Annotated in this window: 21 protein-coding genes; 10 read left to right on the top strand and 11 right to left on the bottom strand. The window is 56.2% G+C overall.

All coding sequences use genetic code 11. The features are described 5' to 3' along the window. The first annotated feature begins 10 nt into the window (after positions 1 to 10). The 5 genes from EDB95_RS25220 to argS all read left to right on the top strand — a co-directional run bounded on the left by EDB95_RS25220 (position 11) and on the right by argS (position 8,450). The gene (locus EDB95_RS25220; RefSeq protein ID WP_162852788.1) at positions 11 to 4,060 is read left to right on the top strand and encodes a hybrid sensor histidine kinase/response regulator; all 4,050 of its coding nucleotides are present in this window, start codon (positions 11 to 13) and stop codon (positions 4,058 to 4,060) included. Continuing rightward, entirely contained in the window at positions 4,042 to 4,719 is a 678-nt protein-coding gene (locus tag EDB95_RS25215) for a hypothetical protein (RefSeq protein WP_133999177.1), read from the top strand. Before EDB95_RS25220 ends, EDB95_RS25215 begins: the two co-directional genes overlap by 19 nt. A 435-nt stretch (positions 4,720 to 5,154) precedes the next feature. Next, positions 5,155 to 5,646, top strand: a complete 492-nt coding sequence (locus EDB95_RS25210) for a hypothetical protein (protein WP_133999174.1) — start codon at positions 5,155 to 5,157, stop codon at positions 5,644 to 5,646. Between the two features lie 175 nt (positions 5,647 to 5,821). Beyond that, on the top strand, positions 5,822 to 6,607 hold the full coding sequence (locus EDB95_RS25205) for a hypothetical protein (protein WP_133999171.1): 786 nt from the start codon (positions 5,822 to 5,824) through the stop codon (positions 6,605 to 6,607). Positions 6,608 to 6,677: 70 nt separating this feature from the next. Then, entirely contained in the window at positions 6,678 to 8,450 is a 1,773-nt protein-coding gene (gene argS, locus EDB95_RS25200; protein WP_133999168.1) for an arginine--tRNA ligase, read from the top strand. On the opposite strand, the gene EDB95_RS25195 is transcribed toward argS, so the two are convergent. Next, on the bottom strand, positions 8,451 to 8,999 hold the full coding sequence (locus EDB95_RS25195; protein ID WP_133999165.1) for a hypothetical protein: 549 nt from the start codon (positions 8,997 to 8,999) through the stop codon (positions 8,451 to 8,453). It lies immediately after the preceding gene. 30 nt (positions 9,000 to 9,029) lie between these two features. Here EDB95_RS25195 and EDB95_RS25190 point away from each other — a divergent pair, with 30 nt between their 5' ends. Beyond that, positions 9,030 to 9,911: a hypothetical protein gene (locus EDB95_RS25190; protein ID WP_133999162.1), complete on the top strand. Its 882-nt coding sequence runs from the start codon at positions 9,030 to 9,032 to the stop codon at positions 9,909 to 9,911. Here EDB95_RS25190 and EDB95_RS25185 read toward each other — a convergent pair. From EDB95_RS25185 to EDB95_RS25170, 4 genes are all read right to left on the bottom strand, one after another. Further along, positions 9,908 to 11,308, bottom strand: coding sequence for a type III PLP-dependent enzyme domain-containing protein (locus EDB95_RS25185; protein ID WP_133999159.1), 1,401 nt, complete (start codon positions 11,306 to 11,308; stop codon positions 9,908 to 9,910). The two genes, EDB95_RS25190 and EDB95_RS25185, sit on opposite strands and share 4 nt — an antisense overlap. 130 nt (positions 11,309 to 11,438) lie before the next feature. Beyond that, positions 11,439 to 11,783 carry a 50S ribosomal protein L20 gene (gene rplT / locus EDB95_RS25180; protein ID WP_133999156.1) on the bottom strand — a complete coding sequence of 115 codons (345 nt, stop codon included), beginning with the start codon at positions 11,781 to 11,783 and terminating at the stop codon, positions 11,439 to 11,441. Between the two features lie 35 nt (positions 11,784 to 11,818). Next, complete coding sequence (rpmI, locus tag EDB95_RS25175; protein WP_133999153.1) at positions 11,819 to 12,016, bottom strand: 50S ribosomal protein L35; 198 nt, start codon at positions 12,014 to 12,016, stop codon at positions 11,819 to 11,821. Positions 12,017 to 12,147: 131 nt separating this feature from the next. Continuing rightward, complete coding sequence (locus EDB95_RS25170) at positions 12,148 to 12,489, bottom strand: MmcQ/YjbR family DNA-binding protein (protein WP_211352212.1); 342 nt, start codon at positions 12,487 to 12,489, stop codon at positions 12,148 to 12,150. Between the two features lie 52 nt (positions 12,490 to 12,541). Between EDB95_RS25170 and proB the strand changes: the two genes are divergently transcribed. Next, the gene (gene proB, locus EDB95_RS25165; protein WP_133999150.1) at positions 12,542 to 13,621 is read left to right on the top strand and encodes a glutamate 5-kinase; all 1,080 of its coding nucleotides are present in this window, start codon (positions 12,542 to 12,544) and stop codon (positions 13,619 to 13,621) included. Beyond that, positions 13,618 to 14,898 (top strand): glutamate-5-semialdehyde dehydrogenase, encoded by a 1,281-nt coding sequence (locus EDB95_RS25160; RefSeq protein WP_133999147.1) that lies wholly within the window; start codon positions 13,618 to 13,620, stop codon positions 14,896 to 14,898. Before proB ends, EDB95_RS25160 begins: the two co-directional genes overlap by 4 nt. Here EDB95_RS25160 and infC read toward each other — a convergent pair. Both infC and thrS read right to left on the bottom strand, forming a co-directional pair. Continuing rightward, entirely contained in the window at positions 14,895 to 15,437 is a 543-nt protein-coding gene (infC, locus tag EDB95_RS25155; protein ID WP_246073781.1) for a translation initiation factor IF-3, read from the bottom strand. The two genes, EDB95_RS25160 and infC, sit on opposite strands and share 4 nt — an antisense overlap. A 98-nt stretch (positions 15,438 to 15,535) precedes the next feature. Then, positions 15,536 to 17,473: a threonine--tRNA ligase gene (gene thrS, locus EDB95_RS25150; RefSeq protein ID WP_133999141.1), complete on the bottom strand. Its 1,938-nt coding sequence runs from the start codon at positions 17,471 to 17,473 to the stop codon at positions 15,536 to 15,538. Positions 17,474 to 17,519: 46 nt separating this feature from the next. On the opposite strand from thrS, the gene EDB95_RS25145 reads away from it, so the two are divergent. Then, complete coding sequence (locus EDB95_RS25145) at positions 17,520 to 18,638, top strand: hypothetical protein (protein WP_133999138.1); 1,119 nt, start codon at positions 17,520 to 17,522, stop codon at positions 18,636 to 18,638. Positions 18,639 to 18,755: 117 nt separating this feature from the next. Then, positions 18,756 to 20,087, top strand: a complete 1,332-nt coding sequence (locus EDB95_RS25140) for a Fic family protein (protein WP_133999135.1) — start codon at positions 18,756 to 18,758, stop codon at positions 20,085 to 20,087. 8 nt (positions 20,088 to 20,095) lie between these two features. Here the strand turns inward: EDB95_RS25140 and EDB95_RS25135 are convergent, their stop codons facing one another. From EDB95_RS25135 to EDB95_RS25120, 4 genes are all read right to left on the bottom strand, one after another. Next, positions 20,096 to 20,497: a hypothetical protein gene (locus EDB95_RS25135; protein WP_133999132.1), complete on the bottom strand. Its 402-nt coding sequence runs from the start codon at positions 20,495 to 20,497 to the stop codon at positions 20,096 to 20,098. Positions 20,498 to 20,592: 95 nt separating this feature from the next. After that, positions 20,593 to 23,871, bottom strand: coding sequence for a TonB-dependent receptor (locus EDB95_RS25130; RefSeq protein WP_133999129.1), 3,279 nt, complete (start codon positions 23,869 to 23,871; stop codon positions 20,593 to 20,595). After that, the gene (locus EDB95_RS25125) at positions 23,868 to 24,842 is read right to left on the bottom strand and encodes a fasciclin domain-containing protein (RefSeq protein WP_133999126.1); all 975 of its coding nucleotides are present in this window, start codon (positions 24,840 to 24,842) and stop codon (positions 23,868 to 23,870) included. Before EDB95_RS25125 ends, EDB95_RS25130 begins: the two co-directional genes overlap by 4 nt. 4 nt (positions 24,843 to 24,846) lie before the next feature. After that, the gene (locus EDB95_RS25120) at positions 24,847 to 25,899 is read right to left on the bottom strand and encodes a fasciclin domain-containing protein (RefSeq protein WP_162852787.1); all 1,053 of its coding nucleotides are present in this window, start codon (positions 25,897 to 25,899) and stop codon (positions 24,847 to 24,849) included. Positions 25,900 to 25,901 lie beyond the last annotated feature (2 nt).

The raw sequence follows: 25,901 nt of genomic DNA, 5'->3' as shown, positions 1-25,901 counted from the left end.
TTGTCTAACGTTGAGCCTGGTCTTTTTTGGTACCTCGGCCTTGGGGCAATACCACCGGGTGAAATTCCGGCGTCTCGGTACGGCAAACGGTCTTTCCCAAAGCAATGTTACCTGCATTCTCCAGGGCAAAAGGGGATTTATATACTTGGGCACGAAGGATGGCGTCAACCGTTGGGACGGGTATCAGTTCATTTCTTTTAAAAACGATCCCGCCGATTCCAACAGTCTTCCCAACAACTTTGTCAAAGGACTCCTGGGAAGCCCGGACGGGCGTCCATGGGTGGCGACCTGGGGAGGAGGGATTTGCCGTTTCGACCCCCTCAACGGAAAGTTTACGCCCTACAACCGGGGCAAGTCGCCCGCCGACAGGATACCGGACAACTTTATCAATTGCGTTGCCTCCAATGGCGGCCACAGCGTGTGGATAGGTACGGAAAATCATGGAGCCTACCTGGTACAGGACGGGCGAACCCTGACGCATTTGGGAGAGGACAATGTCACCTGTATTCTCAGGGACGACAAAGGAACGGTTTGGCTTGGTTCAGCCCAGGGAGGGTTGGAACGATACGACCCCTCCACCGGGAAAATGACCTGGTTCCGGCACCGCGAGGGGGACACCACTACCCTGGCGGGTAATTATGTCCGCGCCCTGTTCCAGGATAGCGGGCATCGCCTTTGGATTGGTACGGGCGGAGGGGGCCTGGACCTCTGGCAACCGGAGCAGGAAACTTTCCGGCACTACCAGCATACCGAAAGACCGGGCAGCCTTTCCAACAACATGGTTTTTTCCATCGGCGAGGACCGGGACCATGTCCTTTGGGTGGGGACGGAAAACGGGGGGCTGAACCTCCTGGCACCCGGCGCCGATACCTTTACCGGCCTGGTAGAAGACGACATGGATACCTATAGCCTGAGCAGCAATTCCATTTATTCCATTCTCCAGGATAAGGATGGCAATATGTGGGTGGGTACCTTTAGCGGCGGGGTGAACGAATTTAACTGGGACACCCGGCAGTTCCTCCTCTACCGCAGGGAAACCGACCCATCCAGCCTGAGCAGCAACAACGTCCTGGACTTCTTAGGTACACCGGGGAAGATCTGGATCGGTACCGACGGGGGCGGCCTGGACATTTTTGATGAAAAGACCGACCGGTTCCAGGCCATCCAATATCATCCCCGGGATCCCCACTCTATCAGCAGCGACTATGTGGCGTGTGTGTTGGAAGACCGTAAGGGACAGATATGGACCGGCACGGTCGCCAACGGTCTGACCGTTTTTGACCGGAACGGCCGTTTCCTCCGGAACTTCCACAATAATCCCCTCGACGCGGGCAGCCTTTCGTCGGACAATATATCCACCCTGGCCCTCGACGCGGATGGAAGTATATGGATCGCCAGTTATGGGACGGGGCTGGACCGCTTTGACGAGGCCACGGGCAAATTTGAACACTTCCGGCACGACGCGTCCCTCCCGGTCACCCAGAGCCTTTCCGGCAACGGTATCCAGAAATTAATGACGGACGACCAGGGCCTTCTTTGGATCGGGACCTTTGACAAGGGCCTGGACGTCTGGAATAAGAAAACCCGGACCTTTCTTCACTATACACACGACACGGCCCGGAACAGTCTCAGCAACAATGCCGTCAACGACCTCAGGGAAGACCACCTCGGCAATATCTGGATCGCCACCAATTATGGCCTCGACCGTTGGGACAGGAAAACGGGGCGGTTCAAAGTGTTTCTTGCCAAGGATGGCCTGGGCGGGAACATCATCCATGCCGTACTGGAAGACAGCCAGGGGCATTTATGGCTGAGTACGGACAAGGGGATCTCCTTTTTCGACCTGGTCTCCGGTACCGCACGCAATTACTCCGCCGCCTTCGGCATCCAGCCGGGAGAGTTTATCGCCCACTCGGCCTGGAAAGCGGCGGACGGCAAACTCTACTTTGGAGGCACCGGGGGGTTTACGGCTTTTTACCCGGACAGTCTCCGGAACAACCCTTTCGACCCGCCCCTTGTCCTCACCAAGTTTTCCCTTTTCAACAAGGAAATCAGCCTGGACTCGGGAGGAACCGAGGTTTATCATATCCAGGAATCCGGGGATGACGCGATTACACTACCCTTCGACCATTCCGTCCTGACCTTCGAGTTCGCCTCCCTGAATTATACGACCGGGGACCGCAAGCGGTATATGTATCGTTTGGAGGGTTTTGAGAAGAATTGGAACGACGCCGGTTTGCGGCATTCGGTCACCTATACCAACCTGGATCCGGGGCACTACGTTTTCGAGGTCAAAGGACTCAATAATAGCGGAGCATGGTCGGACAAACCCCTGACCGTAAAGCTGGAGGTCCTTCCGCCCTGGTGGGACACCTGGTGGTTCAGGACCATAGGCATCCTGGCCGGCGTGGCGTTGATTTACGGGATCATCGCGCTTCGCGTCCGGATCATCCGCCAGCAAAAAGAGGCGCTGGAAAACCAGGTCGGCGAACGCACCGATCAGCTCGCCCAGGCCATCAAAAAAGAACGGGAGGCCAACGAGGCTAAAAGCATTTTCCTGGCTATGATGAGCCACGAGATCCGGACGCCCCTCAACGGGATCATCGGTATGTCCTCCCTTCTGTCCGAATCGGACCTCAGCAAGGAACAGCAAGACTTCGTCGCCACCATACAACACTCGGGGGAAACACTGCTGTCGGTCATCAACGACATCCTCGACTTCTCCAAGATCGAAGCCGGTCACATGGAGTTGGAGGACCGGGAGTTCTCCCTGGAAGTTTGCGTGGAAGAAGTCCTGGAGCTGTTCGGACCCCGCGCGGCCGAAGCCGGTATAGACCTGGTGTGTGACATTGACGATGACGTTCCCCCGGTCATCCGGGGGGATATGATCCGGCTCCGGCAGGTGTTGACCAATTTGGTGTCCAATGCGGTTAAGTTCACCCGGAAGGGGGAGGTGTTTCTGCACGTGGGTGTGGCCCGGTCCGGCGACCCCGTCGAGCTGGTCTTTACGGTGCGGGACACCGGCATCGGTATCCCCGACGAGAAGCTTCACCGGCTTTTCAAGGCCTTCTCGCAGGTGGACGCCTCCACGACCCGGCAATACGGTGGCACGGGGCTGGGGCTGGTCATCTGCGAAAAGCTCGTCACCCTGATGGGCGGTACCATCGGCGTGAAGAGCAAAGAGGACATAGGTACGGAATTCCGCTTTACGATCCGGACCCGGCGGGCGGCGTCCGGTTTTCCGGCGCGACAGCCGAGCCAACCGCCTTCTCTTAAAGGCAAAACGGTCCTGGTGATCGATGACAACGCTACCAATTTACAAATATTGGACAAGCAACTGTCCAAATGGGGGATGACCGTGGCGACGGTATCATCAGGCACGGACGCCCTTGCCCTGGCCCACGACGGACACCGCTTCGACCTGGTCCTGACCGACCTGCACATGCCCGTCATGAACGGCAAGGAAGTCGGGGCGGCGATGACCGGGGTCCTGCCCGGCACCCCGGTCATCCTGCTCAGCTCTACCGCGGACGATATCTATCCCCAAAAGGAAAACCCTTTCAGGGCCGTCCTTCACAAACCGGTCCGTCAAACATTACTCCTGGCAGCCGTCCAGGACGCCCTTCAACCCGGCAAGAAAATGGAAACCCCTCAGCACCGCAAACAACTCGACCCTGCTTTTGCAAAAGAACACCCGTTGCGCATCCTTGTTGCCGAAGACAATCCCGTCAATCAGAAACTGGTCGAACACATCCTCCAAAAGCTCGGGTATGCGCCCGACAAGGCTTTTAACGGGAGGGAAGCCGTGGACAAAAGCGCCACAGACACGTACGACGTGATCCTGATGGACGTCAGCATGCCGGAGGTGGATGGTCTCCAGGCGACCCGTTTTATCCGGGAGCGGGGCGGCCAGCAGCCGGTGATCATCGCCATGACCGCCAACGCCATGGAAGGCGACCGGCAGATCTGTCTCGACGCGGGGATGAACGACTATGTCTCCAAACCCATCCAGCTCGACCAGCTCCTGCAGAGCCTCAAAAGATGGAGTACCTCCGCATGAGCCGGACCTTGCGAAGGATAACGATGGGCATAGTGGGGTTGTTACTGTTGTATTTGTTGTGCCTGCTCTACCCCCAGCCTTTTTTCCCTTTTAAGGCCCGGCGGGGGAATATCACGATCTATGCTTCCCGCGCCGTTCCTTCCTCCCTTTTTGACGAGGTAAACAACCTGCTACGGCGCTCTCCCCTTGATGACACGACGATCACCCAACGGGTATTCGTCTGCGGCAGTGTTTTCCAGTTTGGCTTCTTTACCCGCGGCCGGACCAACCTCGGCGGTCTTTGCGACAACCGGCTCACCCGCAACATCTTTATACGTCCGGCAAGCCCGGATTTCGACCGGGTTCCGGGCGATCCGCGTCCCCTCTCCTATTTTATTGCCCATGAGATCACCCACAGCCTGGAGTCCCATTATGTGGGCCGCTGGAGCCTTCGTGAGCCCACCTGGCTTTGGGAAGGCTATGCGGACTATATTGGTGATCCCCGGTCCATTTCGCGCCTGCTTGACGTTTACCGGGCGCGTTCGCCCCAGGCGTACGACCGGTATGCCCTCTATGTGACCTACTTATTGGACCTTGAGCACCAGGACATACGGGACCTGCTCCGCCGCCCCCCTGCCAGAGATAGTGTCGAGGCCGCAGTGCAGGGACTGGCCCGCTAGCCCCCTCCGGGCGGCCGCTCCTCCCAAAAGCGGGCGCCGGATGTAACTTTTTCCCGCCAATTGCGTCTCATTCTAGGTTTTTGAAAAGTGCTGGATTTTACAATTTATTCACAGTTAGATGCATTGATATTAAGAAAAATTCGTAGCTTTGCGGCGCCATCCGGTACCAAAAGAAAACGATTTGACCACTTGCCCTCTTTTTTAGCCCGCTAACGTAGGCTTGCTTGGAAACTGCTCCTAGAACCAGACTTCAATTAGGGAAAAGCCTTTCTACCTGCAGTAAAAACAGACATCCGAAAGAAAAAAACTACCGGTCACGAAAAATGACCGCTCATATAGCCAAAATTGCCAGACATAGTATCTTGCATTGCATAGTACCAGTTTAAAGACATATCTTTGTATCACAAACAAACCGAAAAAAGTAAAACATTTTATATGAAACAGATTATCAATACTACCGGCTTATTCCTTTTGATCGCCGTTCCCACATTTGCCGGGAACATGGATTCGACGAAAAAGGACTCCTGCTGCACCACCGCTGCTGTGAAAGCCAACCGTGACAACGCTCCGGCTGCTATTTCCGCCGCCGAATTCGCCCAGGCTGCCGTCGAACTGAATGCGGCTGCCGCCAACGCCGACGCCGACATCACCTTTGCTTATGCAGCCCATAACGCGGACCACGCCGCCGTCGCCAAGGCCGACGCCCTGACGGATCTGCAGGTGTGCGCTTCCTCCTACAACCACTTGTCCGAGGCTGCTGTCAGGAATGCAGACCGCTCTCTGACCGCCGCTCATCAAGAGAAGGTGGCGTTCGAAGGCACGCCCGTCAAGGCTGAATCCTTAACTAAATTGTTAATTGCTACCGACAAATCAACGCATCAGCAATTTGCCCGCCAGTATGGTATGGAAGTTGCAAGTTCTAAATAAGCAGAAAGTTTCAGTTATTAGTTTTCTCATGTCTCTTGCGGGTCGGTGTTCTCACTGACCCAATTTTTTTGCCCGTACGCCCGTTTATCTATGCATTGTGGCCTTTGGCAGCGGAGTTTTTTAGGTTTTGCACCTTTGGTGTAACTTTAAGGACTCTTAAAAAAGCAACCAAGCAATGACAAAGCAATTTTTATGGGTCACACTCGCGGTGGGAGTCTCACTCACGCTCCAGACAAAGCGGGGACAGGCGCAGGAAACGGCGCCTATGATCATCAAGGCCACCCAGGTTTTTACCCCCCCGGACGGCGGGGACGATCCGAACCCGCCTCAGGAAACAAGCATCATGGTTTACATCAAGGGTAATCACGTCAAGTCCGAGTCAAAGTCGGACGTGCAGCATACGATCGTACTGGTGGATAAGGATGCTAAAAAGACCACCCAGTTGTACGAGAACCAGGGCCGGAAATATGGGTACTATTCCATAGACACGCCCCGGACGACGCCCCGGCAACCACGGCTGGATTCCGCGGGGAATCCCCGTCCGAGGCCTTCCACGAACATCGACTATATCGATACTACGATGACGATCGCGGGGTATAAGTGCAAAAAAGCGTTGGCGAAGACGTCTTTCGCGGGGCGCAATATCGTCACCGAAATTTGGTATACCGAGGACTTACCGATAAAGGAACCGATCCAAACCGGCGGGCGTGGGTTTGGCTTCGGCGGTTTTAACCAGTTGAAAGGTTTCCCTATGGCCTTTACGACAACCGTCTTTAACGGGGCAACGATCCAATACAAGGTGACCAAGGTTACGGTCAACGCGGACATCAAAGACAGCGAATTTGACGTACCCAAGGGTTATGACGTAAAACCGGAGAGTGAGCGGCCCCGCGGGCAGGGCTTTGGCGGGTTCCGCGGGGGGCCTGGCGGCGGGCCTGGTGGGCCTCCGCCCGGTGACTAACCGGCGCCGGAGTGTGTAAAAAGCTTGAAAAGCGGGCAATGCCCGCTTTTTTTTTATTTTTGCCCCCCCAATGGCTATCACAAACATCATAGGCGATTCAGTAAAAGCGGCCCTGACCGCGTTGTATGGCATCGAGACGGACGTCAGGGATTTCCAAATCAACCAGACCAAGCCGGAATTCGAAGGCGACTATACGGTCGTTGTTTTTGCGCTGGTCAAAAAACTGCGGAAGTCTCCGGACGGTCTGGGGAAGGAGCTGGGAGAGTACCTGGTGGCGCAAAACCCGGGGCTCTTTAGCGCGTACAATGTCATCAAAGGATTTCTGAACCTGACCGTAACCGATAGCTATTGGACGGAGTTGCTTGGCAACGCTTTTCAAGACGCCCGCTACGGGGCCGGGGCGCCGAAGGGCGAACGCGTGATGGTCGAATACTCTTCCCCGAACACCAACAAACCCCTCCACTTAGGCCACCTCCGGAACAACTTCCTGGGTTGGAGCACGGCGGAAATCCTCAAGGCCTGCGGGTATGAAGTCGTCAAGACGTGTATCGCCAACGACCGGGGCATCCATATCTGTAAAAGCATGGTGGCCTGGCAGCGGTTTGCGCATGGCGCGACCCCGGCGTCCACGGGGACGAAGGGGGACCACTTCGTGGGTGACTATTATGTGCTTTTCGGAGAAGAACATAAAAAAGAAACGGCGGCGCTGGTAGCGGGGGGCATGCCGCAGGAAGAGGCGGAAAAAGAGGCGCCGGTCATGAAGGCGGCACAGCAGATGCTGGTCGACTGGGAGGCGGGCCAACCCGATGTGATCGCGCTGTGGAGCCAGATGAACGCCTGGGTGTACGCGGGTTTTGCGGATACCTACCGTGCCATCGGGAGCGACTTTGACAAGACCTATTACGAAAGCGAGACCTACCTGCTGGGGAAGGATATGGTGGATGTAGGGCTGGAAAAGGGTGTCTTTTTCCAGAAGGAGGACGGCAGTGTCTGGATCGACCTGACCGACGAAGGGCTGGACCAGAAGATCGTCCGCCGCCGGGACGGCACGTCGGTATACATCACCCAGGACATTGGTTTGGCGGAGTTCAAATACAACGAATACCACTGCAACCAGAGCATCTACGTCGTGGGGGATGAGCAAAATTATCACTTCAAAGTACTCAAGCTGATCTGCCAGCGCCTCGGTATTCCTGGGGCGGATGGCATTTACCACCTGAGCTACGGCATGGTGGAGCTGCCCACGGGTCGTATGAAAACCCGGGAAGGCACGGTGGTGGACGCGGACGACATCGTCGCAGAGATGGTCAACCTCGCCCGGGTCAAAACCGAGGAGCTGGGCAAGGTGGACGGGTTTACCGCCGCCGAACGCGAGGACCTGTATCATACCCTGGGCCTGGGCGCCCTGAAGTTTTTCCTGCTCCGGGTGGATCCCCGCAAAAGAATGTTGTTTAACCCGGAGGAGTCCATCGACCTGCACGGGTTTACCGCGACCTTTATCCAGTACGTATACGCGCGTATCCGGTCGGTCCTGCGGAAGGAAGGGGCGCCTGCGGGCGGTTTTTCAACCGCTTTGCTGCCGTTGGAAAAAGAATTGCTGGTCGTGCTGGAACAATTCCCCTCCGTCGTCGAGACCGCGGGTTCGGACCACGATCCTTCGTTGATCGCCAATTACGCCTTCCGGCTGGGGCAGGTGTTCAACTCGTTTTACGCAGAGCACTCGATCGGCAATGCCGAAAACCCCGCTAAACGCCACCTCCGGCTGGGGCTGGCGCAAATGACGGGGAATGTGCTGGCGTTTGCGTTGTCGCTGCTCGGGATTGCCGTGCCGGAGCGGATGTAATTACCGGGCCTGCTCCTGTATCTTTTGCCAGTCTTCGGGTTGTAAGATCGTCTTCTCCTCATCCCTTTTGCCAACGGCAATCCCTACGGGAGCGTCACCGCCATTATTGATAATCATCCAATTGTCGCAGAGAGGGAGGATATGACGCACCAGGTTCCGGATGCTTTTGTAGTACGTATCGACGATTTTGTCCTCAGGGATGTTCTTTTTTACCCGTTTTTTTGACATTTCTGGCGACGGGAGCCAATAGTAGACCATCGTCACCCCATATTCTCTCTTCCGGGCGATCCCGACCAGGCGGGCTTGGTGCCCATCCGCCAGCGTCGTTTTTATCGCAAAGTCCTCCCTTTTTGCCATCAGGTCCGCCACATTCATCCGGCTCTTGGCACCGGGAAGCTCGAAATATCCGGGGTAAAAAGGAGACACCCCCAAGGGCATGTCATCCACGTCCAGGCATACGTCGCAATGAAAGACGTTAGGCAACACCGTCGTGGTGGCTTTGGTTTTGCCTGCGCCGTGCGGGCCCGCGATGATATATAAGTGGGGCATACAGCACACAAATTCGTATATTTATTGTTCATGGACGCGCCGACAAAAGACTACAGCACCATCAGCCCTTCCGCAAAGTCCCTTCTTTGGATGAAGGCGCTTACGGACATTCCTTTTGCCAGGGCCGCGGCCGGTCTGGTCTTTGGAGAAGATGAGCTGCCTCAGGAAAGCGACGAGCGGGTCACCCCTACCTTTCTAAAACGGCTGATGCACTTCGACGTCCGGTATTGGTCGATCGACGCGGCTTTGAGCATGATGGGGCTGACGAACATCCTGGAAGTGTCCTCCGGTTACTCGTTCCGCGGTTTGCACCAGGTGCTTTACGAAGACCGCTTTTACATCGATACGGACCTGCCGGAAGTGATCGCGATCAAGGAAACGCTCCTCCAGCCGCTGATGCGGACCTTAGCCGACGCCCCTGTCGGACAGCTCCTGGTCAAACCGCTCAACGTATTGGACGAAGACGCCTTCCGGGCGCTGATACGGCGTTTCCCCCCGGGTCCGCTGGCCTTAGTCAACGAAGGGTTGCTGGTTTACCTGGACGAGGAAGAAAAACGCCGCATGTGCCGGATCATCCGGTCTGTGTTAAAAGAAAGGGGCGGCTACTGGGTCACCGCGGACGTCTATGTGCGTAAGATGGAAAACGAGATGGCGGCCCTGTCCGAAGTCACCCCCGAAATCTCCAAGTTCCTGGCCGATCACCACGTGAACGAAAATAAATTCGGCAGCTTCGGCGAAGCGGAGACCTTTTTCCGCAGTTGCGGGTTGAAACTGGCGTACAAGGCTACGCCCGAGCCGGATATGATCCGCTCGCGCGAGCTCCTGCGCCGGAAGGGGCAGCAGGTGCCGCCGATACCGCTGGTGCAGCGTCACCGGATCCGCGAGACGTGGATCCTGGAGCCGCACCGCTAATAATACCCGAGAATCTTCAGCATGCTCTGCGCCGTCTGCTCCTTGGCGTAGACCCAATCCGTGAGCTTCCCGCTTTTGTCGTAGCCGACGATGATGTGCTTGGGAGAAGGGATGAGACAGTGTTTGATACCTCCATAGCCACTGATCTGATCCTGATAGGCTCCGGTGTGGAAGAAGCCGACATAGAGAGGCTCCTTATCACCGTTGACCTTTGGAAGAAACACTTCGTTGATGTGCTCTTCCGAATCGTAGTAGTCGTGGCTGTCGCAGGTGATCCCTCCCAGGACCACGCGTTGGTATTCATTACCCCACTTGTTGATGGGGAGCATGAGGAATTTTTCGCCTATACCCCAGGTATCCGGGAGGGTGGTGATAAAACTGGAATCGATCATGTACCAGATCTCGCGGTCGTTCTGGGTCTTTTCGGCGATGACGCTGTAAATGTGCGCCATGCTCTCGCCGACGGTAAAGCTGCCGAATTCCGTAAAGATGTTGGGAACGGGCACCTTCGACCTTTTACAAGCCTTTTTGATCGTCGAGACGATCTCGTTGATCATGAACTGGTAATCGTATTCGAAGGCCAGGGAGTGCTTGATCGGGAAGCCGCCGCCGATATTGATCGAGTCCAGTTCGGGGCAGATCTTTTTCAGCTGGCAATACAGGTTGGCGATCTTGTTGAGCTCGGACCAGTAGTAGATGTCGTCCTTGATCCCCTTGTTCAGGAAGATATGGAGCATCTTGAGCTGGAACTTGTGTTCGTAGCCCTCGATCTTGTCGACGTAGAATTCCAGGATGTCCCGGGCGCGGATGCCCAGACGCGACGTATAAAAAGGAAACGACGGTTCTTCTTCCGCGGCCACGCGGATCCCCAGTTTGAAGGGTTCCTTGACTGACCGTTTGTACATTTCCAGTTCTTCCTTGTTGTCGAGAACCGGGATGACGTTTTTGAAACCGCTGTTGATCAGCTTGGCAATACGGGACGTATACGCCCGCTGCTTGAAGCCGTTGCAAATGATGTGGATGTCCTTATTGATCTTCCGGCGTTCGTACAACCGGTTGATGATCTCTATATCGTAAGCGTAGGACGTCTCCAGGTGGATGTCGTGTTTGAGGGCCTCCTCCACGACAAAGGAGAAATGCGAGCTTTTGGTACAATAACAGTAGTAGTATTTCCCCTCGTATTTGTGGCGCTTGAACGCATTGTCAAACCACTTTTTAGCCTTGCCGATCTGCTGTCCGATCTTTGGGAGATAGGTCAATTTCAACGGCGTCCCGTACTTGTCGATCAGGGCTTTCACGTCTACGTCATTGTAACGAAGGTAGTCGTCTTCAATCTTAAAATCTTCCTGCGGGAAGTGGAACGTCTGATGCACCAGGTCGGTGTACGTGTTGTTCATTGACAGTTCTCTCGTTTTTTGAGGCTTTTGGGTTAGAAAATGGCTACAAAAGTATATTTTTTCGCAGTTTCCGTGCAAAAAAAAAGACCGCCCAGGGGGGCGGCCAATCTATAGATAAACTTTGGCGCGTCTACTTTACGGAAGCCACCAGGCTCTTAAAGGTTTCAGGCTCGTTCATGGCCAGGTCGGCGAGGACCTTACGGTCGAGGGTAATCCCTTTTTCGTTCAGTTTGTGGATGAACTGGGAGTAGCTCAGGCCTTGTTCCCGGACGGCCGCGTTGATACGGACGATCCAGAGGGCGCGATACTCGCGCTTTTTGAGTTTGCGGCCGACGTAGCGGTATTGCAGGCCCTTTTCCAGGACGTTCTTGGCTACGGTGTACACGTTCTTGCGCTTGCCGTAGAAGCCCTTGGCTTGTTTCAGTATCTTTTTCCTTCTGGCCCTGGATGCTACTGCATTGACTGAGCGTGGCATATCGAATAAATTTTAAACGGTAATTAAATGGTTGTCTACTTCAAACGCAACAGGCGCTTTACAAAAGGCAGGTTGGCCTTGTGTACGAGCGCGCCGCCCCGCAGGGAACGCTTCCTTTTTTTGGACTTCTTCGTGAGCAGGTGGCTCTTGAAGGCCTTGGCAAAGGCGATCTCGCCGGAACCGGTTACCTTGAACGTCTTTTTCGCTCTGGAGTGTGTTTTAACCTTGGGCATTGTTACTAAGCGTTTTACAGTGTGTGGCCGAGCCTTTCCTAAGGGCTTGCCGTTGAGATAATTGTTAACGTTTCGGGCATCAAACAATAAAATCTCCGTGAAATTCGGTCGGCAAAGGTAGGGAACAAACTTCAGATCCCCAATTCTTTCCGGGTCTTTTTGGGGAGTTTTTCCAGGACGAGCGTGTAGGATTTCTTCAAATAGTCCTTCCATTCCTGGCGGGACAGGGCCCCGGGGCGGTTCACCTGGACCCACTGGCCCCGGGCGAAATGGGGGGCTTGTATGATGTCGTCCCTGCCGGTAAGCTCGGCAAAGTCCTCCTCCGAGACCTTGAAACCCACCCGGTTGCCGGCGAGACCGGCGATGGCGAAAATCTTGTCCCCCACCAGGAAAGTGAGGTTGTCTTCCCATTTGATGTCTTCGGTCACCTTTGGCAGGTCGGCGGTTAGCGCCCGGAGGTCGTCTGCGGTCATATTGCCCGGGGTTTAAGTATCTTGCGATCCGCAAATGTAGGAAATGCCAGGTATGGATTATAAAAGACTGGTGATCAAAATCGGGTCGAACGTGCTCACGGGCCCGGACGGACTTCCGGACAGACTCCGGATGGAGCGCCTCGTGGAGGAGATCGCATCGCTGAAAAAGGAAGGCCGGGAGGTCGTGGTGGTCTCCTCGGGGGCGGTGGCCTCCGGGAGGGCGCTCGTGTCCGTCCCCGAGCGGGCCGACGAAGTCGCCGCCCGGCAGCTCCTGGCCTCGGTGGGCCAGGTGGAGCTGATCCGCCGGTATGCAGACCTTTTCCGCGGCTTCGACCTGGTGGTTTCCCAGGTATTGGTGACTAAAGAGGACTTCCGGGACAAGACGCACTACCGGAATATGCTGAGTTGTTTGGAGATCCTGCTGAGCGAACAGATCATCCCGGTCGTCAACGAGAACGACGTGATCTCCGTGTCGGAGCTGATGTTTACGGACAACGACGAGCTCGCGGGGCTTATTGCTTCCATGATCGGGGCGAATGCGCTCATTATTCTGTCCAATGTAGACGGCTTGTACACGGGGGATCCACGCGATCCGGGGTCGGTGTTGCTCGAAGAAGTGCTCCCGACCTTATCGGATCTTTCGGGGTATATCAGCACCTCCAAGTCCAACTTCGGCCGCGGGGGCATGCTCACCAAGTCGCACATGGCCCGCAAGACGGCCAGGCTGGGCATCGCCGTACACATCGCCAATGGGAAAAAAGACCATATCCTTGCCGGTGTCTTGAATGGCAGTGTTCCGCATACGCGTTTTCTTCCTTTGCGGAAACCCTCGGGCCAGAAGCGCTGGATCGCGCACGCGTCCGCTAAAGGTCGCGTTTTTATAAACGACGGTGCCCGCGCGGCATTGCTGGGCTCGAAGGCCTCCAGCCTGCTGCCCGTGGGCATCACCCGCATCACCGGGGACTTCAACAAGAACGACGTGGTGGAGATCGCCGACGCGCATGATCACCTCATCGGGCTGGGCATGGCGCGGTATGGCTCCGAAACCGCGCGGGGGCTCATCGGCAAGCACAACGAACCGCCCCTGGTGCATTATGACTACCTTTACATACAGGAAGACACAAAAGGATGAACTATTTCGAACGGGCGCGCGACGCGGTGCGCCATCTGCATATACTCACCCCTGAGATAACCAACGAAGTATTGTCCGCGATAGCGCAGGCCCTTGTCGGGTCTTCGCCGGATATTTTAGCAGCCAACGCCCTCGATTGCGCGCGCATGGACCCCGCCGATCCCAAATACGACCGGCTCTTACTCACGGAGACGCGTATCGCAGGGATCGCCGCGGACATGGCCAACGTCGCGTCCCTCCCCTCCCCTTTGGGTCACTCGCTCGAAGAAAAGACGCTGAACAACGGCTTACACATCACCCGTATCTCCGTGCCGCTGGGTGTGGTGGGCATGATCTATGAGGCGCGGCCCAACGTCACGGCCGACGCCTTCTCGCTTTGTTTCAAAACGGGAAACGTCGCCCTGCTCAAGGGAGGCAGCGACGCCGACGACTCCAACCGCGCCATCGTGCGCGTGATCCACGGGGTCCTGGAGCGCTTTGGCATCCACCCCGACGTGGTGCAACTGCTGCCGCCCGAACGCGCGTCCACTACGGCGCTTCTTCAAGCCGTCGGCTGGGTGGACGTGGTCATCCCACGGGGAAGCAACCAGCTCATTCAATACGTGCGCGAGAACGCGCGGGTGCCGGTGATTGAAACCGGGGCGGGCGTGGTGCACACATTCGTGGATGCGTCTGCCGATCTTGCGAAAGCCGCTGCGGTCATCCACAATGCGAAGACCCGGAGGGTGAGTGTGTGCAACGCGCTTGATTGTTTGCTCGTGCATTCCGCGCTGCTGGGGGCGTTGCCGCAGTTGGTGGGGGCGATGGCCGGTGCAGCGGCGCATGGCGAAGCCGGCGCCGGGGGCGCCGCACACGGCGTCGAACTCCGCGCCGATCCCCGTGCGCTGGAAGCGCTGAACGGCCGCTATCCGGCCACGCTGCTGAAACCCGCGACCGAAACCGACTTCGGCACAGAATTCCTGGCAATGACGCTCGCCATAAAAACGGTGGACAGTTTTGAAGAAGCCCTCGAATATATCCGCAAACACAGCTCCGGGCACAGCGAGGCCATCCTGACGGAGGACACCGCGCACGCGGACCGTTTCGTACACGCGGTGGACGCAGCGGCGGTGTATGTGAACACCTCCACGGCATTCACGGACGGCGCCCAATTCGGGCTCGGGGCGGAGATCGGGATCAGCACGCAAAAGCTGCACGCGAGGGGGCCTATGGGGTTGGAGGCCCTGACGAGTTACAAATGGATCGTCCGGGGAGACGGACAAGTGCGGCCGGGTTAAGCGGCGCCGCCTTCCTTCTTTTTCTTGGCGCTGGCGGGTTTGGGGGCGAACATCGTCAGCATACGCTTGCCTTCCATCTTCGGCATCCCTTCCAGGACCCCGTGTTCTGCGAGGCGTTCCGCGAATTTCAGCAGGATCAGCTCACCGCGTTCCTTGAACATGATGGCACGGCCCTTGAACTGGACGTATGCTTTAACCTTATTGCCTTCTTCGAGGAACTTCAATGCGTGTTTCACCTTGAAGTCGAAGTCGTGGTCGTCGGTATTGGGCGTGAAGCGGACTTCCTTTACTTCGGAAGCCTTGCTCTTCGCCTTCATTTCCTTTTCCTTCCGCTTCTTCTCGTAAAGGAACTTGTTATAGTCGATGATTTTGCAAACGGGGGGATCCGCCGTGGGAGAGATTTCTACCAGGTCAAGGCCCTGGTCGAAGGCCATTCTCCTGGCCTGGTCTGTCGGGTAAACGCCGACGGTTACGTTGTCGCCCACCAGCCTAACCTGGGGGACCCTGATGCGATCGTTGATTCGGTGTTCCGGCTCCACTTGCCTTCTGACAAACGGGCCATTAAATCTTCCTCTTTGTGGTAATGCCATTAAACGAAAAACTGTTTTTTTAAATTGGTGACGGGTGTAAATCTACTCTAATTTTCCGAAAGTCGGAGTCTTGCTTCCTCTTCTACTGAACGAATAAAGGAGTCCAGGGGTTGACTGCCCAGGTCCCCTTTCCCCTGGCGGCGGATGGAAACCTGTCCGGCCGCTTCCTCCTTTTCCCCCAATACAACCATATACGGAACCTTGGCGAGCTCGGTGTCGCGGATCTTTTTCCCAATCTTTTCGCTCCGGTCGTCGATCTCGGCACGGACCCCTGCGTCCCTTAGGGCTGCTTCCACCTTCCGGGCGTAATCCATGAATTTGTCGCTGATGGGCAACACTTTAACCTGGGTGGGCGCCAGCCAGACGGGGAATTTCCCCGCGTAGTGCTCCAGGAGGAAGCCGATAAAGCGTTCGTGGGTGCCCAGGGGCGCCCGGTGGATGATCAGCGGGGTATCCGTCTTGTTGTCCCGGGTCGTATATTCCAGTTTAAAGCTCCGGCCCTGGCTAAAGTCGACCTGGTTGGTGGCCAGGGTAAACTCACGCCCGATCGTGCTCCAAATCTGAACGTCGATTTTGGGGCCATAAAAGGCGGCCTCGTCGGGCACCTCGATAAAGGGCGTCCCGGTATCCTGGAGGACTTTCCGGACCATGGCCTCGGTTTCCAGCCAGAGTTCGGGGGCGTCCACGTACTTCTGACCCAGCTTGGACGGTTCGTGCAGGGACAACCGCATCACGTATTTGTCGATCCCGAAGAGCTTGAAATACTTCAGGTACATCTGGTTGACCGCCTCGAACTCGCTCGCAAACTGCTCCTTGGAACAATAGATGTGGGCGTCGTTCATGTGCAGACAGCGCACCCGCATCAGCCCGAAGAGCTCCCCGGACTGTTCGTACCGGTAACAAGTCCCGTATTCGGCCAGCCGCAGGGGCAGGTCCTTATAGCTCCGGGGTTCGGCCGCGTAGATCTTATGGTGGTGAGGGCAGTTCATCGCCTTCAGGTAGTAGTTGGTCCCGTCCATCTCCATGGGGGGATACATACTGTCCTTGTAATAAGGCAGGTGCCCGCTGGTCAGGTACAGGTTTTCCTTGGCGATATGGGGCGTGACCACGCGTTTGTAGCCCGCCCTGGATTCGGTTTCCTTCGCCAGCTTTTCCAGTTCCTCGATGATGATGGTCCCGTTGGGCATCCAAAGCACCAGGCCCGGTCCGATGTCATCGTCGAACGTAAAGATCCCCAGGTCCTTGCCCAGTTTCCGGTGGTCGCGCTTCTTTTGTTCTTCCAGCAGCGCGAGGTATTCGTCGAGTTCTTTTTGTTGAGGAAAAGTAACGCCGTACACGCGTGTCAGCATCTTATTTTTCTCACTTCCTTTCCAGTAGGCACCCGCGATGTTGGTGAGCTTGATCGCTTTGATCGCCCCGGTGGCGGGGATATGGGGCCCCCGGCAGAGGTCGGTAAATGCCCCCTGGGAATAAAAGGTGATCGAGCCGTCCTGGAGGCCTTCCAGCAGGTCCAGCTTGTACTCGTCTCCTTTGTCGCTAAAATATTTGACCGCGTCCGCCTTGGAGATCTCCTGACGGGTGTAGGCGTTGTTTTGTTTGGCCAGCTCGGCCATCTTTACCTCCAGCCTGGCGAGGTCTTCCTCGGTGATGTGCCGGTCCCCCAGGTCCATATCATAGTAAAACCCGTTTTCCACGGGGGGGCCCACCCAGAACTTGACGCCGGGAAAAGTGGCTTCTACCGCCTCGGCCAGCAAGTGTGCCGAAGAGTGCCAAAAGGTGGACTTGCCGTCCGCGTCGTCCCAAGTCAGGAGCTTTAGCGTAGCATCCTCCTGTATGGGGCGGGTCGCGTCCCAAACCTGTCCATTGACGTTTGCCGCCAATACTTTTCTGGCCAATCCTTCCGAGATCGATTTGGCTATGTCCAGTGCGGTTACTCCGTTTTCATACGAACGAACTGCGCCGTCCGGGAATGTGATTTTGATCATAAAGTTCGTCTGCCGAATTTGCAAAATTAATGCTTAATTTTCTTTTATGAGGCACCTAAGTTTTTGTTTCCTTGCTATCCTACTCTGCCTTTCTACACACGCCCAAAACTTCAACGGACAATGGAAAGGCACCTTTACCTCCTTTGACTCTTCAGAGACGGATGACTATGTGCTGGAGCTCCAGGTTTCCGCGGGCGGGCAGGTGACCGGGTATTCGTACACGTATTTTTTTCTCCGGGGATACACCATTTTCACGATCTGCACGGTGACCGGCACGGTCGATCCCGCCACCCGGACCGTCACCGTGAGCGAAACCCACCGCATCAAGGGGAATACGCCTCCTGGCTGGGTCGACTGTTTACAGACACATATACTTACGTATTTCAACGGAGGAGGCGAGGAAACCCTGGAGGGGAGGTGGAAGCCGGCGCCGGGGTATACGTCGTCCTGCGGGTTTGGGTTTACGACGCTGTCGCGGAAGACGCTTGCGAGCTTGCGGCCTGTGCCGCCGGGCGCGGGGCATGCGGCGCGGCCGCCGGTGGCCCGGCCGCCCGTGGCGCATGCGCCGGCGAAAACGTCCCGGCCAGATTCCGCCCGCGTGCACCGCGTGCCGCGGCGTGATACCCTGGCCTCGCGCAAGCCGGCAGCGCCCCACCCCGGCGTCGCGTCCCGGTCGAAGCCCCCGGTAAAAAAGGCACCCCCGCCCACCGATACCGTCGCTCTAAAGATGCAATCCGGCGGCGACCGCCTCGCCGCCGCCCCGCCGAAGGTCCTGGCCCCGGTGACCCCTCCCCCGCCCCAGGTGCGGCAACGGCAGGACAACCTCATCCAAACCATCGAGATCACGGACCCGACGATCCGCATCGAACTCTATGACGACGGGATCATCGACCACGATACGGTCACCGTATACTTCAACGGCAAGGCGGTGGTCTATAAAAACATGCTGACGCACCAACCCATCAAGGTCACGCTGACGGCCCTGCCCGACCGGGACAACGAACTCATTCTTTTTGCCGATAACCTTGGCGATATTCCGCCGAATACGGCGCTGATGGTGGTGCATGCGGGGGAGGATCAGTATGATGTGCGGGTGACATCGGACCTGCAGAATAATGGGGTGGTGCGGTTCCGGTGGAAACAGGCGACGACAAAGCCCAAATAAATCCGATATGCCACTCTTTATCAATTATTTATAATTCTACAAGTTACTCCTAATTTTTCAAAAAATTTGGAATAAACAATTGAATACTCCTAATTTTGGGAATTATTAGGAAATAATATGAGGAGCGTCGAAAAACCACCCAGGATGCCCCAAGGAGGGGTAGCATTGTTAAAAGCCATGGAGGAACTGCAAGCTGCAGGAAAATTTGAAGAACTGCGACAAATAGAAGAATCCTCTTATCCCTATTGGGAAAAATGGAAGTATCTCGCTAAAGAATGGAGCTGTGATCCCAAAAAAGTTTGGGGTGCCGTCAAAGGGCAGCGCTACTCACAAAAGACCATCAATTTTAGTGGGCTGGAGATGCATCTCAACACGCCCTCATTTTTGCAGGAGCAGCTTCACGACCTCGATATGAACTTAGGTGGAAGCCTCCATACAAGCGATCTTATTCCAACGGCCGAGAAGCAACGCTACCTAGTCAGCTCCCTGATGGAAGAAGCTATTGCCTCTTCCCAGCTCGAAGGTGCTGCGACCACGCGAAAGCTTGCCAAAGAGATGCTCGAATCTAATAGAAAACCCAGGAACCTTTCCGAGCAGATGATCGCCAATAACTATACTGCCATGCAGTGGATTGTAGATCATAAGGATGTTACCATGACACCGGATCTTATCCTTCAGATCCATCAAATTATTACCAGCGGAACGCTTCCCGATGGTCGTGAGGAAGGAGCGTTCAGAACGTCAGATGATGTACGCATTATCGACGTGCAGACCGGAACAATTCTGCATACCCCGCCTCCCTCCGCTTTGCTAGAGAAGCTGATGACCGAATTTTGCATTTTTGCAAACGATCAACGAAAGGAAAACTTCTTCCTCCATCCCATATCCAAAGCCATCATTGTTCATTTCTTGACGGGATATATACATCCATTTGCAGATGGAAATGGCCGTACTGCCCGGGCATTGTTCTACTGGTACCTAATTAAAAAAGGGTATTGGCTCATCGAATACATGTCAGTATCCCGGGTTATTCTAGGCTCGAAGTCGCAGTACGCACGGGCTTATCAATACACAGAATTGGATGAAAATGATCTTACCTATTTCGTCGCCTATAATTTGAAATGCATTGGCACTGCCTTGGAGGAACTTAAAAAGTATATTTCGCGAAAGAACAAGGAAAAGAAGACGATGTTGCAGCTCCTTCGAAATACCGATTACAATGAACGACAACAGTTCATGCTTCAACAAATTCTCAATGAAGAAAAAACAACATTCACTGTATCTGAAATCGAGTCCAAATTCGACGTCAGCAATCAAACAGCCAGAAATGACCTAAATTTTCTGGTCGAAAAAGGCATTTTGGATCCCAAACGGCTGGGACGTCAAATTCACTTCCTGGTTACTATCGACGCCGCAAAAAAAATTCAAAGTGCCTCCACCGCAAGGTGAGGCTTGCCTCACTTGAACATCCGCTCCTCGATCTCCGCATCATGCCCATACACATCCTTCCGGTAATTCACCCTCCCCGTCGCGTCGACCCACGCCGTCAAATAGACGATATACACGGGTATGGGCTTGGGAAGTGTTACCCAGAGCTCGCTACTGCGGTGCATAGCAGCCTTGATGCGCTGGGGTGTCCAGCCGGGGACGTCTTTTATTGGGTGGGAGACCATAGGAACGCTGCTCCCGGCGGACGGCAGCCTCCAGCGCGGTATCGAAGGTCGGGGTCGTATCGGAAGGGGAAAATCCCCGGACAGGCGTAACCGCTTTTTCACTCTGGCGATCGCCTCGGCGCCGGCCGTATGGCATCCGTACAGGCAGGGCCATAGCGCCGCCAGGCAAAGAAGGGCGTTCTTCATCTCCGGATAGCAATTTCCGCCAAAGATAGGAATTTGCAGCGCCCCGAGGGGGCGGCGCCGCACACAAGCGCGGCACCGCATACAAAAACAGAGCCTTAAAAACTATACCTCACCCCCGCCTGCATCTGCCATCTGCTGGCCATAAAATCCACCGAGTACGGCTTCCCCGGGTTGATAAACTGATAAATGGGATACCCCTGCGACACGCGGGCGGGGATATAGGGGATCAGCCCCACGCTGGCCGTGGAATTGTAGGTATTGGGTACGAAGTACACGCGTCCCCAGTTGGGGTCGAGCAAGTTGGTTAGGTTAAGGATGTCGAGGGTAAAAGAAACAACACGGCTTCCGCCCAGCCCGAATTCCTGGCCGAAGTGGAAGTCGAGGTCGTTGTTCCAGGGGGTGGTGACGGCGTTGCGCTGCGTGAAGTCTCCGCGGCGGGAACGCAAATAAGGACTGCTGTCGATAAAGGCGTCGAAGGCGGCGGCTTGCTGGGCGGCGGTTTGGTATTGACCGGTCTTGTCGGTATAGCTCTGGAAGAAATTCACCGACTCCCCTACGCGGGGGATATACGCCAGGCTGACCTGCTGAGGAGTGTTTTGCACGGTATAGTTGACAAAGCCATAGGTAAAGGGGGCGCCGGACTGGGCGCTGAAAAACAACAGGACGCTGGTCCGCCAGTGGCCGTGCCAGGTGACCTCATACCCGGCGTCTGCCACGATGCGGTGGCGGAGGTCGAAATTGGAGGGAGCAAGGCCCGGGTTGTTGGGGTTGAGCGCTTGGTTGACCTGCCAGTTGGACTCCATGGAGTTCCGGATACCGTTGGATATGTCCATGGAGTGGCCGAAGGTGTACGCGGCCATGGCCTGGAAGCCGTTCGGGAATTTGCGGCTGACCTGTGCGGTCAGGCTGTAGCGGTAGCCACGGTTGGTATTGCTGAGCTCGTAGGCGTTGGCGAACTGGGGGTTGATGCTGCCGCCGAAGATGGGTTGTTTCCGTTGGTTGAGGGCGGAGTCGTACGCATAGTAGGTCGGGTTGTCCTTGATATTGACCTGTTGGAACAATACGTCCTTCAAAGTCTTTGTGTAGAGCGCTTCGAACGTGTATTTGAAGCCGAACCTATCGGTATAGTCCACCGCGAAGCTGCCGCGCAATACCTCGGGCATGATGAAGTGGTTGTCGATGAGGTCTACCTGGGTCTGACCGGCGTTGGGGTTGTTCACGATCCGACCCTGGTTGGCGATAAAGCCGGCGATCCCGGGTTGCCCCTGGTTGGGCTTCAGGGGGTCGGTGCCGGGGGCGAAGGGCGCGGGCGGGTTGCCATCGGTCTTCTGGTCGAAAGAACCGTACGTGTCTCCGTTATTGTAGAAGGCATAGCCCAGCCAGGCGAAGGGAATCCGGCTGGTGAAGATACCCAGGCCGCCCCTCAGGATGACCCGCTGGTCACCGCGGGGATCGGCCCGGAAACCGATGCGGGGGGAGATCTCCGGACGGGTAAGGTAGCTTTGGTTGATCTGGTTCATCTGGGTATAGGTGTACGAAAAACCAAAGTTGGGGTCTGACACGGCGGTCCGCGTTTTTTCACTCAACGGTTGCTTCGAGGGCACTACATCATAATCGGCGCGCAGGCCGTAGGTTACCTTGAACCGGTCGGATACCTGCACCTCGTCCTGGAGGTAGGCGCTGTACAAGTTGACGTTGAAAACGGCGCCCGGATGCGCGAGGATATACGCGCGGGCGTTGTTCGCGAAGTTATAGTTCCCTTGCACCCGTTCGGGGTTATTCGCCAGGAAGTCTTCGATGCTTTGATAGGTCACGCGCCCGTTCCAGGAATTGACGAAGCCGTAGGAGATGTGGTACAGCTCGTCGTGGGTCCCCATGGTGATCGTGTGGCGGCCGAGGTTCCAGGTCACGTTGTCGGTAATCTCGATGGTGCGCTGTTTCTGGTTGAAGATGGCGGCCTCCCGGTCGGTGCCCAGGAAGATGGTGGAACCGGGGCTCCGGCCCACGATCTGCACCTGGGGAATGGAGGGGTCGCTTAAAGGGTTGCGAAAGTCGTGTATGGACGTAAAACCTGCCACGAAGCTGTTGGACCAGCGGTTGTTGAAACGGGTCTTGAGTTCCGCTACCGTGGACGTCTGGTTGTTGACCTGCTGATAGCCGATCCCTGCGAAACGGAAGTCGAACTGGTCGCGCTCCATATTGATGGCTTCGGAGTGCATGGTGTTGTTGCGCAAGACGAGTTGGGTGCGACGGCCGATATTCCAGTCGAGGCGGTTGAAGAATTTATTGGAATTGGAATAGACGTCGTACACCCCCGCTGTTCCCGGGTCGATACCATAGGTGTTGATCATGTGCGACCGGATGCTGTCTGCATCTGCCAGGCTTAGGATGCCGCCAGAAGCGGCGCTACCGGCTACCTGCTGGATGGGATCCACCCGGCGGGTGAGTTCTTCGTTGGTGAAGAAAAAAACTTTGTTTTTAACGATCGGAAACCCCACCCGGGCGCCCACCTGGTAGTCGTGGAAGTCGGAAGGCATTTTGCGCGCCTGCTCCTGATGGGTATTGTCCGGTCCGGTGATGGCGGCATTACGGCCATAGGTATAAATAGAGCCGGTCACTTTGTTGGTGCCGCTGCGGGTGACGGCGTTAATGCTGCCCCCGCTGAAATTACCCAGGGTCACGTCGTAGGGCGAGAGATAGACCTGCATGTCCTCGATGGCGTCAAGGGAGATCGGGTTGTTCCGGGTGGATGAACCGGGCATGTTAGAAGTGCCCGTCTGACCGCCTAAGCTAGGGCTGAAGCCGATGGCGTCGTTGTTGATGGCGCCGTCGATGGTGACGTTGTTGTACCGGAAATTGCTGCCTGCAAAGGAATTATCTTTTGAGCCCTGGGGCACGAGACGGGTCATGTCGGTGATGCTGCGCGTCGCCGTCGGCATGGTGCGCAGCTGGTCGCGGCCGATGTTCAGACCGGCGCCAAAGGTATTGGCCCTGGGCGCGGCCGAAGCCGCCTTGATGACCACGCCGGCGACCTCGTGCACGGCGGGTTGAAGCGCTATATTCTGTGTAAGTGTTTCGCCCAATCGAACCTGGTCAATGTCCAGCGTCCTGGGGGTCATACCGGCATAACTAACGCTCAATATATAGGGTCCGCCGACACGCAACCCCGGCAGGTGATAACGCCCATCCGGGGAGGTCACGGTCTCGTAATGGGTCCCTGAAGGCTGGTGAACGGCGGTGACGGTGGCCCCGGCCAACGGCGCACCAGCCGTGTCGAGGATGCGCCCGGTAAGGCCACCGCCGGTTTCCTGGCCCGCCGCGAGTAAACTAAGCAAAACGCCCGTGCAAAAAAGAAACAGTGTAGAGAGTTTCATGGGAATAATATATAGTTCAGTTCATGTATCACTCCATTGGTGGCGGAGATGTCCGGTTTGACGATCTGGACGGTGTATTGTACGTTGGCGGCGGACTGGAAGGTGATGCCGTCCGCTTCTATGCTGAACAACGCGCCATTACCCGAGTAATTGAAGTACGGCCCTCCGAAGGTTATGCCGCCCTTGAAATCGCTTGTATAATATTCCCCGGGGAAGAAGTAGACATAAAGCAGGTTATACATATAATTGGAATCCGCCTGTTGTATCGAAGCAGTATCGGGAAACCCGAAGTCTTTGAAGGCGCTGTTGTTGGGCGCCAGCAACGTGATGCCGTAAAAGTTCGTTCCGTTGCCGTTGTTCTTGACGGGGGCGGGATTTTCCAAAAGGTTTCTGAAACGCGCGATGTGACGGACAGCGGCGCCAAAGATGGTCAGCTCCGGAAGACTGTCTATCTCCTGCATGAGCGTACCCGTAGGGGGCAGGACCATCCGGTCGGTGGCCTGGATGACCCCTTCGGAGACGGGTATATCGGGTTTGACGACGGGGACGCCGTCCAGGAAAATGCCGTAATAGTTCTTCGTCAATTCGGGCTGGAACAGGGGATTCAGACAGGTGACCGTTTCGCTATAGGTACCCGTCAGGCTTGCCCCGCTGAGGCGCCCGTTCAAGATCCCGTATTCCAGGATGCCGCGCAGCCGTGCCGTGTCATACGTGGCAAGGGTTTGCTGGTTGAACCCCGCTCCCTGCATGGCCCCGTTCATGGGCACATAGATGGTATACGGCCCCCCGCTGGCGAACGTGGTGTCCGTTGCCATCCCGGACCGTTGGAGCGCCAGGTTGTAGAGCCGGAAATTGGTGTCCTGGGCGGTGTACTGGCTGAGCGTCAGCTCCGGGCCCAAGTCCCCTTTGGGGGCGGGATATTTGGTACAGGAAGACGCCAGGAGTAATATCAGGGTTAATTTCTTTTTCATATTGTCATGGTTGTAAGACCTGGTCGATGACGTGAAGCACACCGTTTTCGCTGGGGATGTCCGCCTGGTATCTATATTTATCTTCTACTTGGTTGGAATTGGCAGACGGAATGCCGCCGGGAGTGCCCTGGCCGCTTCCCCCCAGGAAATGGTCCGGAAGGATCCCCCAGCCCGCTTGTTCCTGGAAGTAGCGGACCTGCTCTCCATTCAGCGCGGTCACCATCACGGTATCCCCCGGTGCCGCCAGCCACCGGTCGAAGTCGTTGAGAAACCGCCGGCTGCCCGGGATGATATGCCCCCTCACCAGGGGGCCCAGTACCGCTGTGTCTGCCGTCAGGAGGCTGTCCACGGTACTGATTCCAAGACCCATCCAGGCCGCCTGCACAAAGGCGGTGTTGTTGGGCGCCAGCACCGTCCATGGTCCGCCCTTCGTCAGGAGGCTGTCGGCGCCGACGCGTGTCAGGGCCACGGCAAACATGGTGAGATCGGGGAAGTTTTTAACCCAATCCGTAATCGAATGGGTTTCCTCCGGGTTGAGCAATAGCGAAACCGCCTGGATAAGACCGTTGGAGGTGGGAATATCCACGCCTGTCAGCGGGGCCCCGTTGACCGTAACGACGGTATCCGTCCCGCTGACGTACTTGCTGACCCAGACGTGAAAGCCTCCGTAGGTGGGAATCGGTTGGTTGTCGCCCAGCGGCAGGGAGTCGAAGGAATAGCGGCCGCGCAGAATGCTATAGTTGAATATATCGTTGAGGAAAGTAGAGGACCAGGTGCCGAGCGGATAACCGATGAAGTAGATACTCCACTGGGTACCCGCCCATCCCGTGTTGACGGGAGCCAGCACCGTAAAAGGACCGGCCCCGGCAAGCGTATCGGCGTAGCCCGTCGTCGTAATACCCGTACTATACATGCTGAAGTTGAAATTGTCCTGGATCACGAAAGAAGCACGCTCGCCGTAAAGGCTGTCCTGGATCGCCGCGGAAGCGGGATGACTCTTGGTACAGGAGACCGCACCAAAAGAACCCAGGATGATCAACAATAAAAGGATGCGCATAT

Source organism: Dinghuibacter silviterrae, from assembly GCF_004366355.1.
GTDB lineage: Bacteria > Bacteroidota > Bacteroidia > Chitinophagales > Chitinophagaceae > Dinghuibacter > Dinghuibacter silviterrae.
Note: the sequence above shows the minus strand (reverse complement) of the source record. Positions and strands in the feature narration are given on the sequence as shown.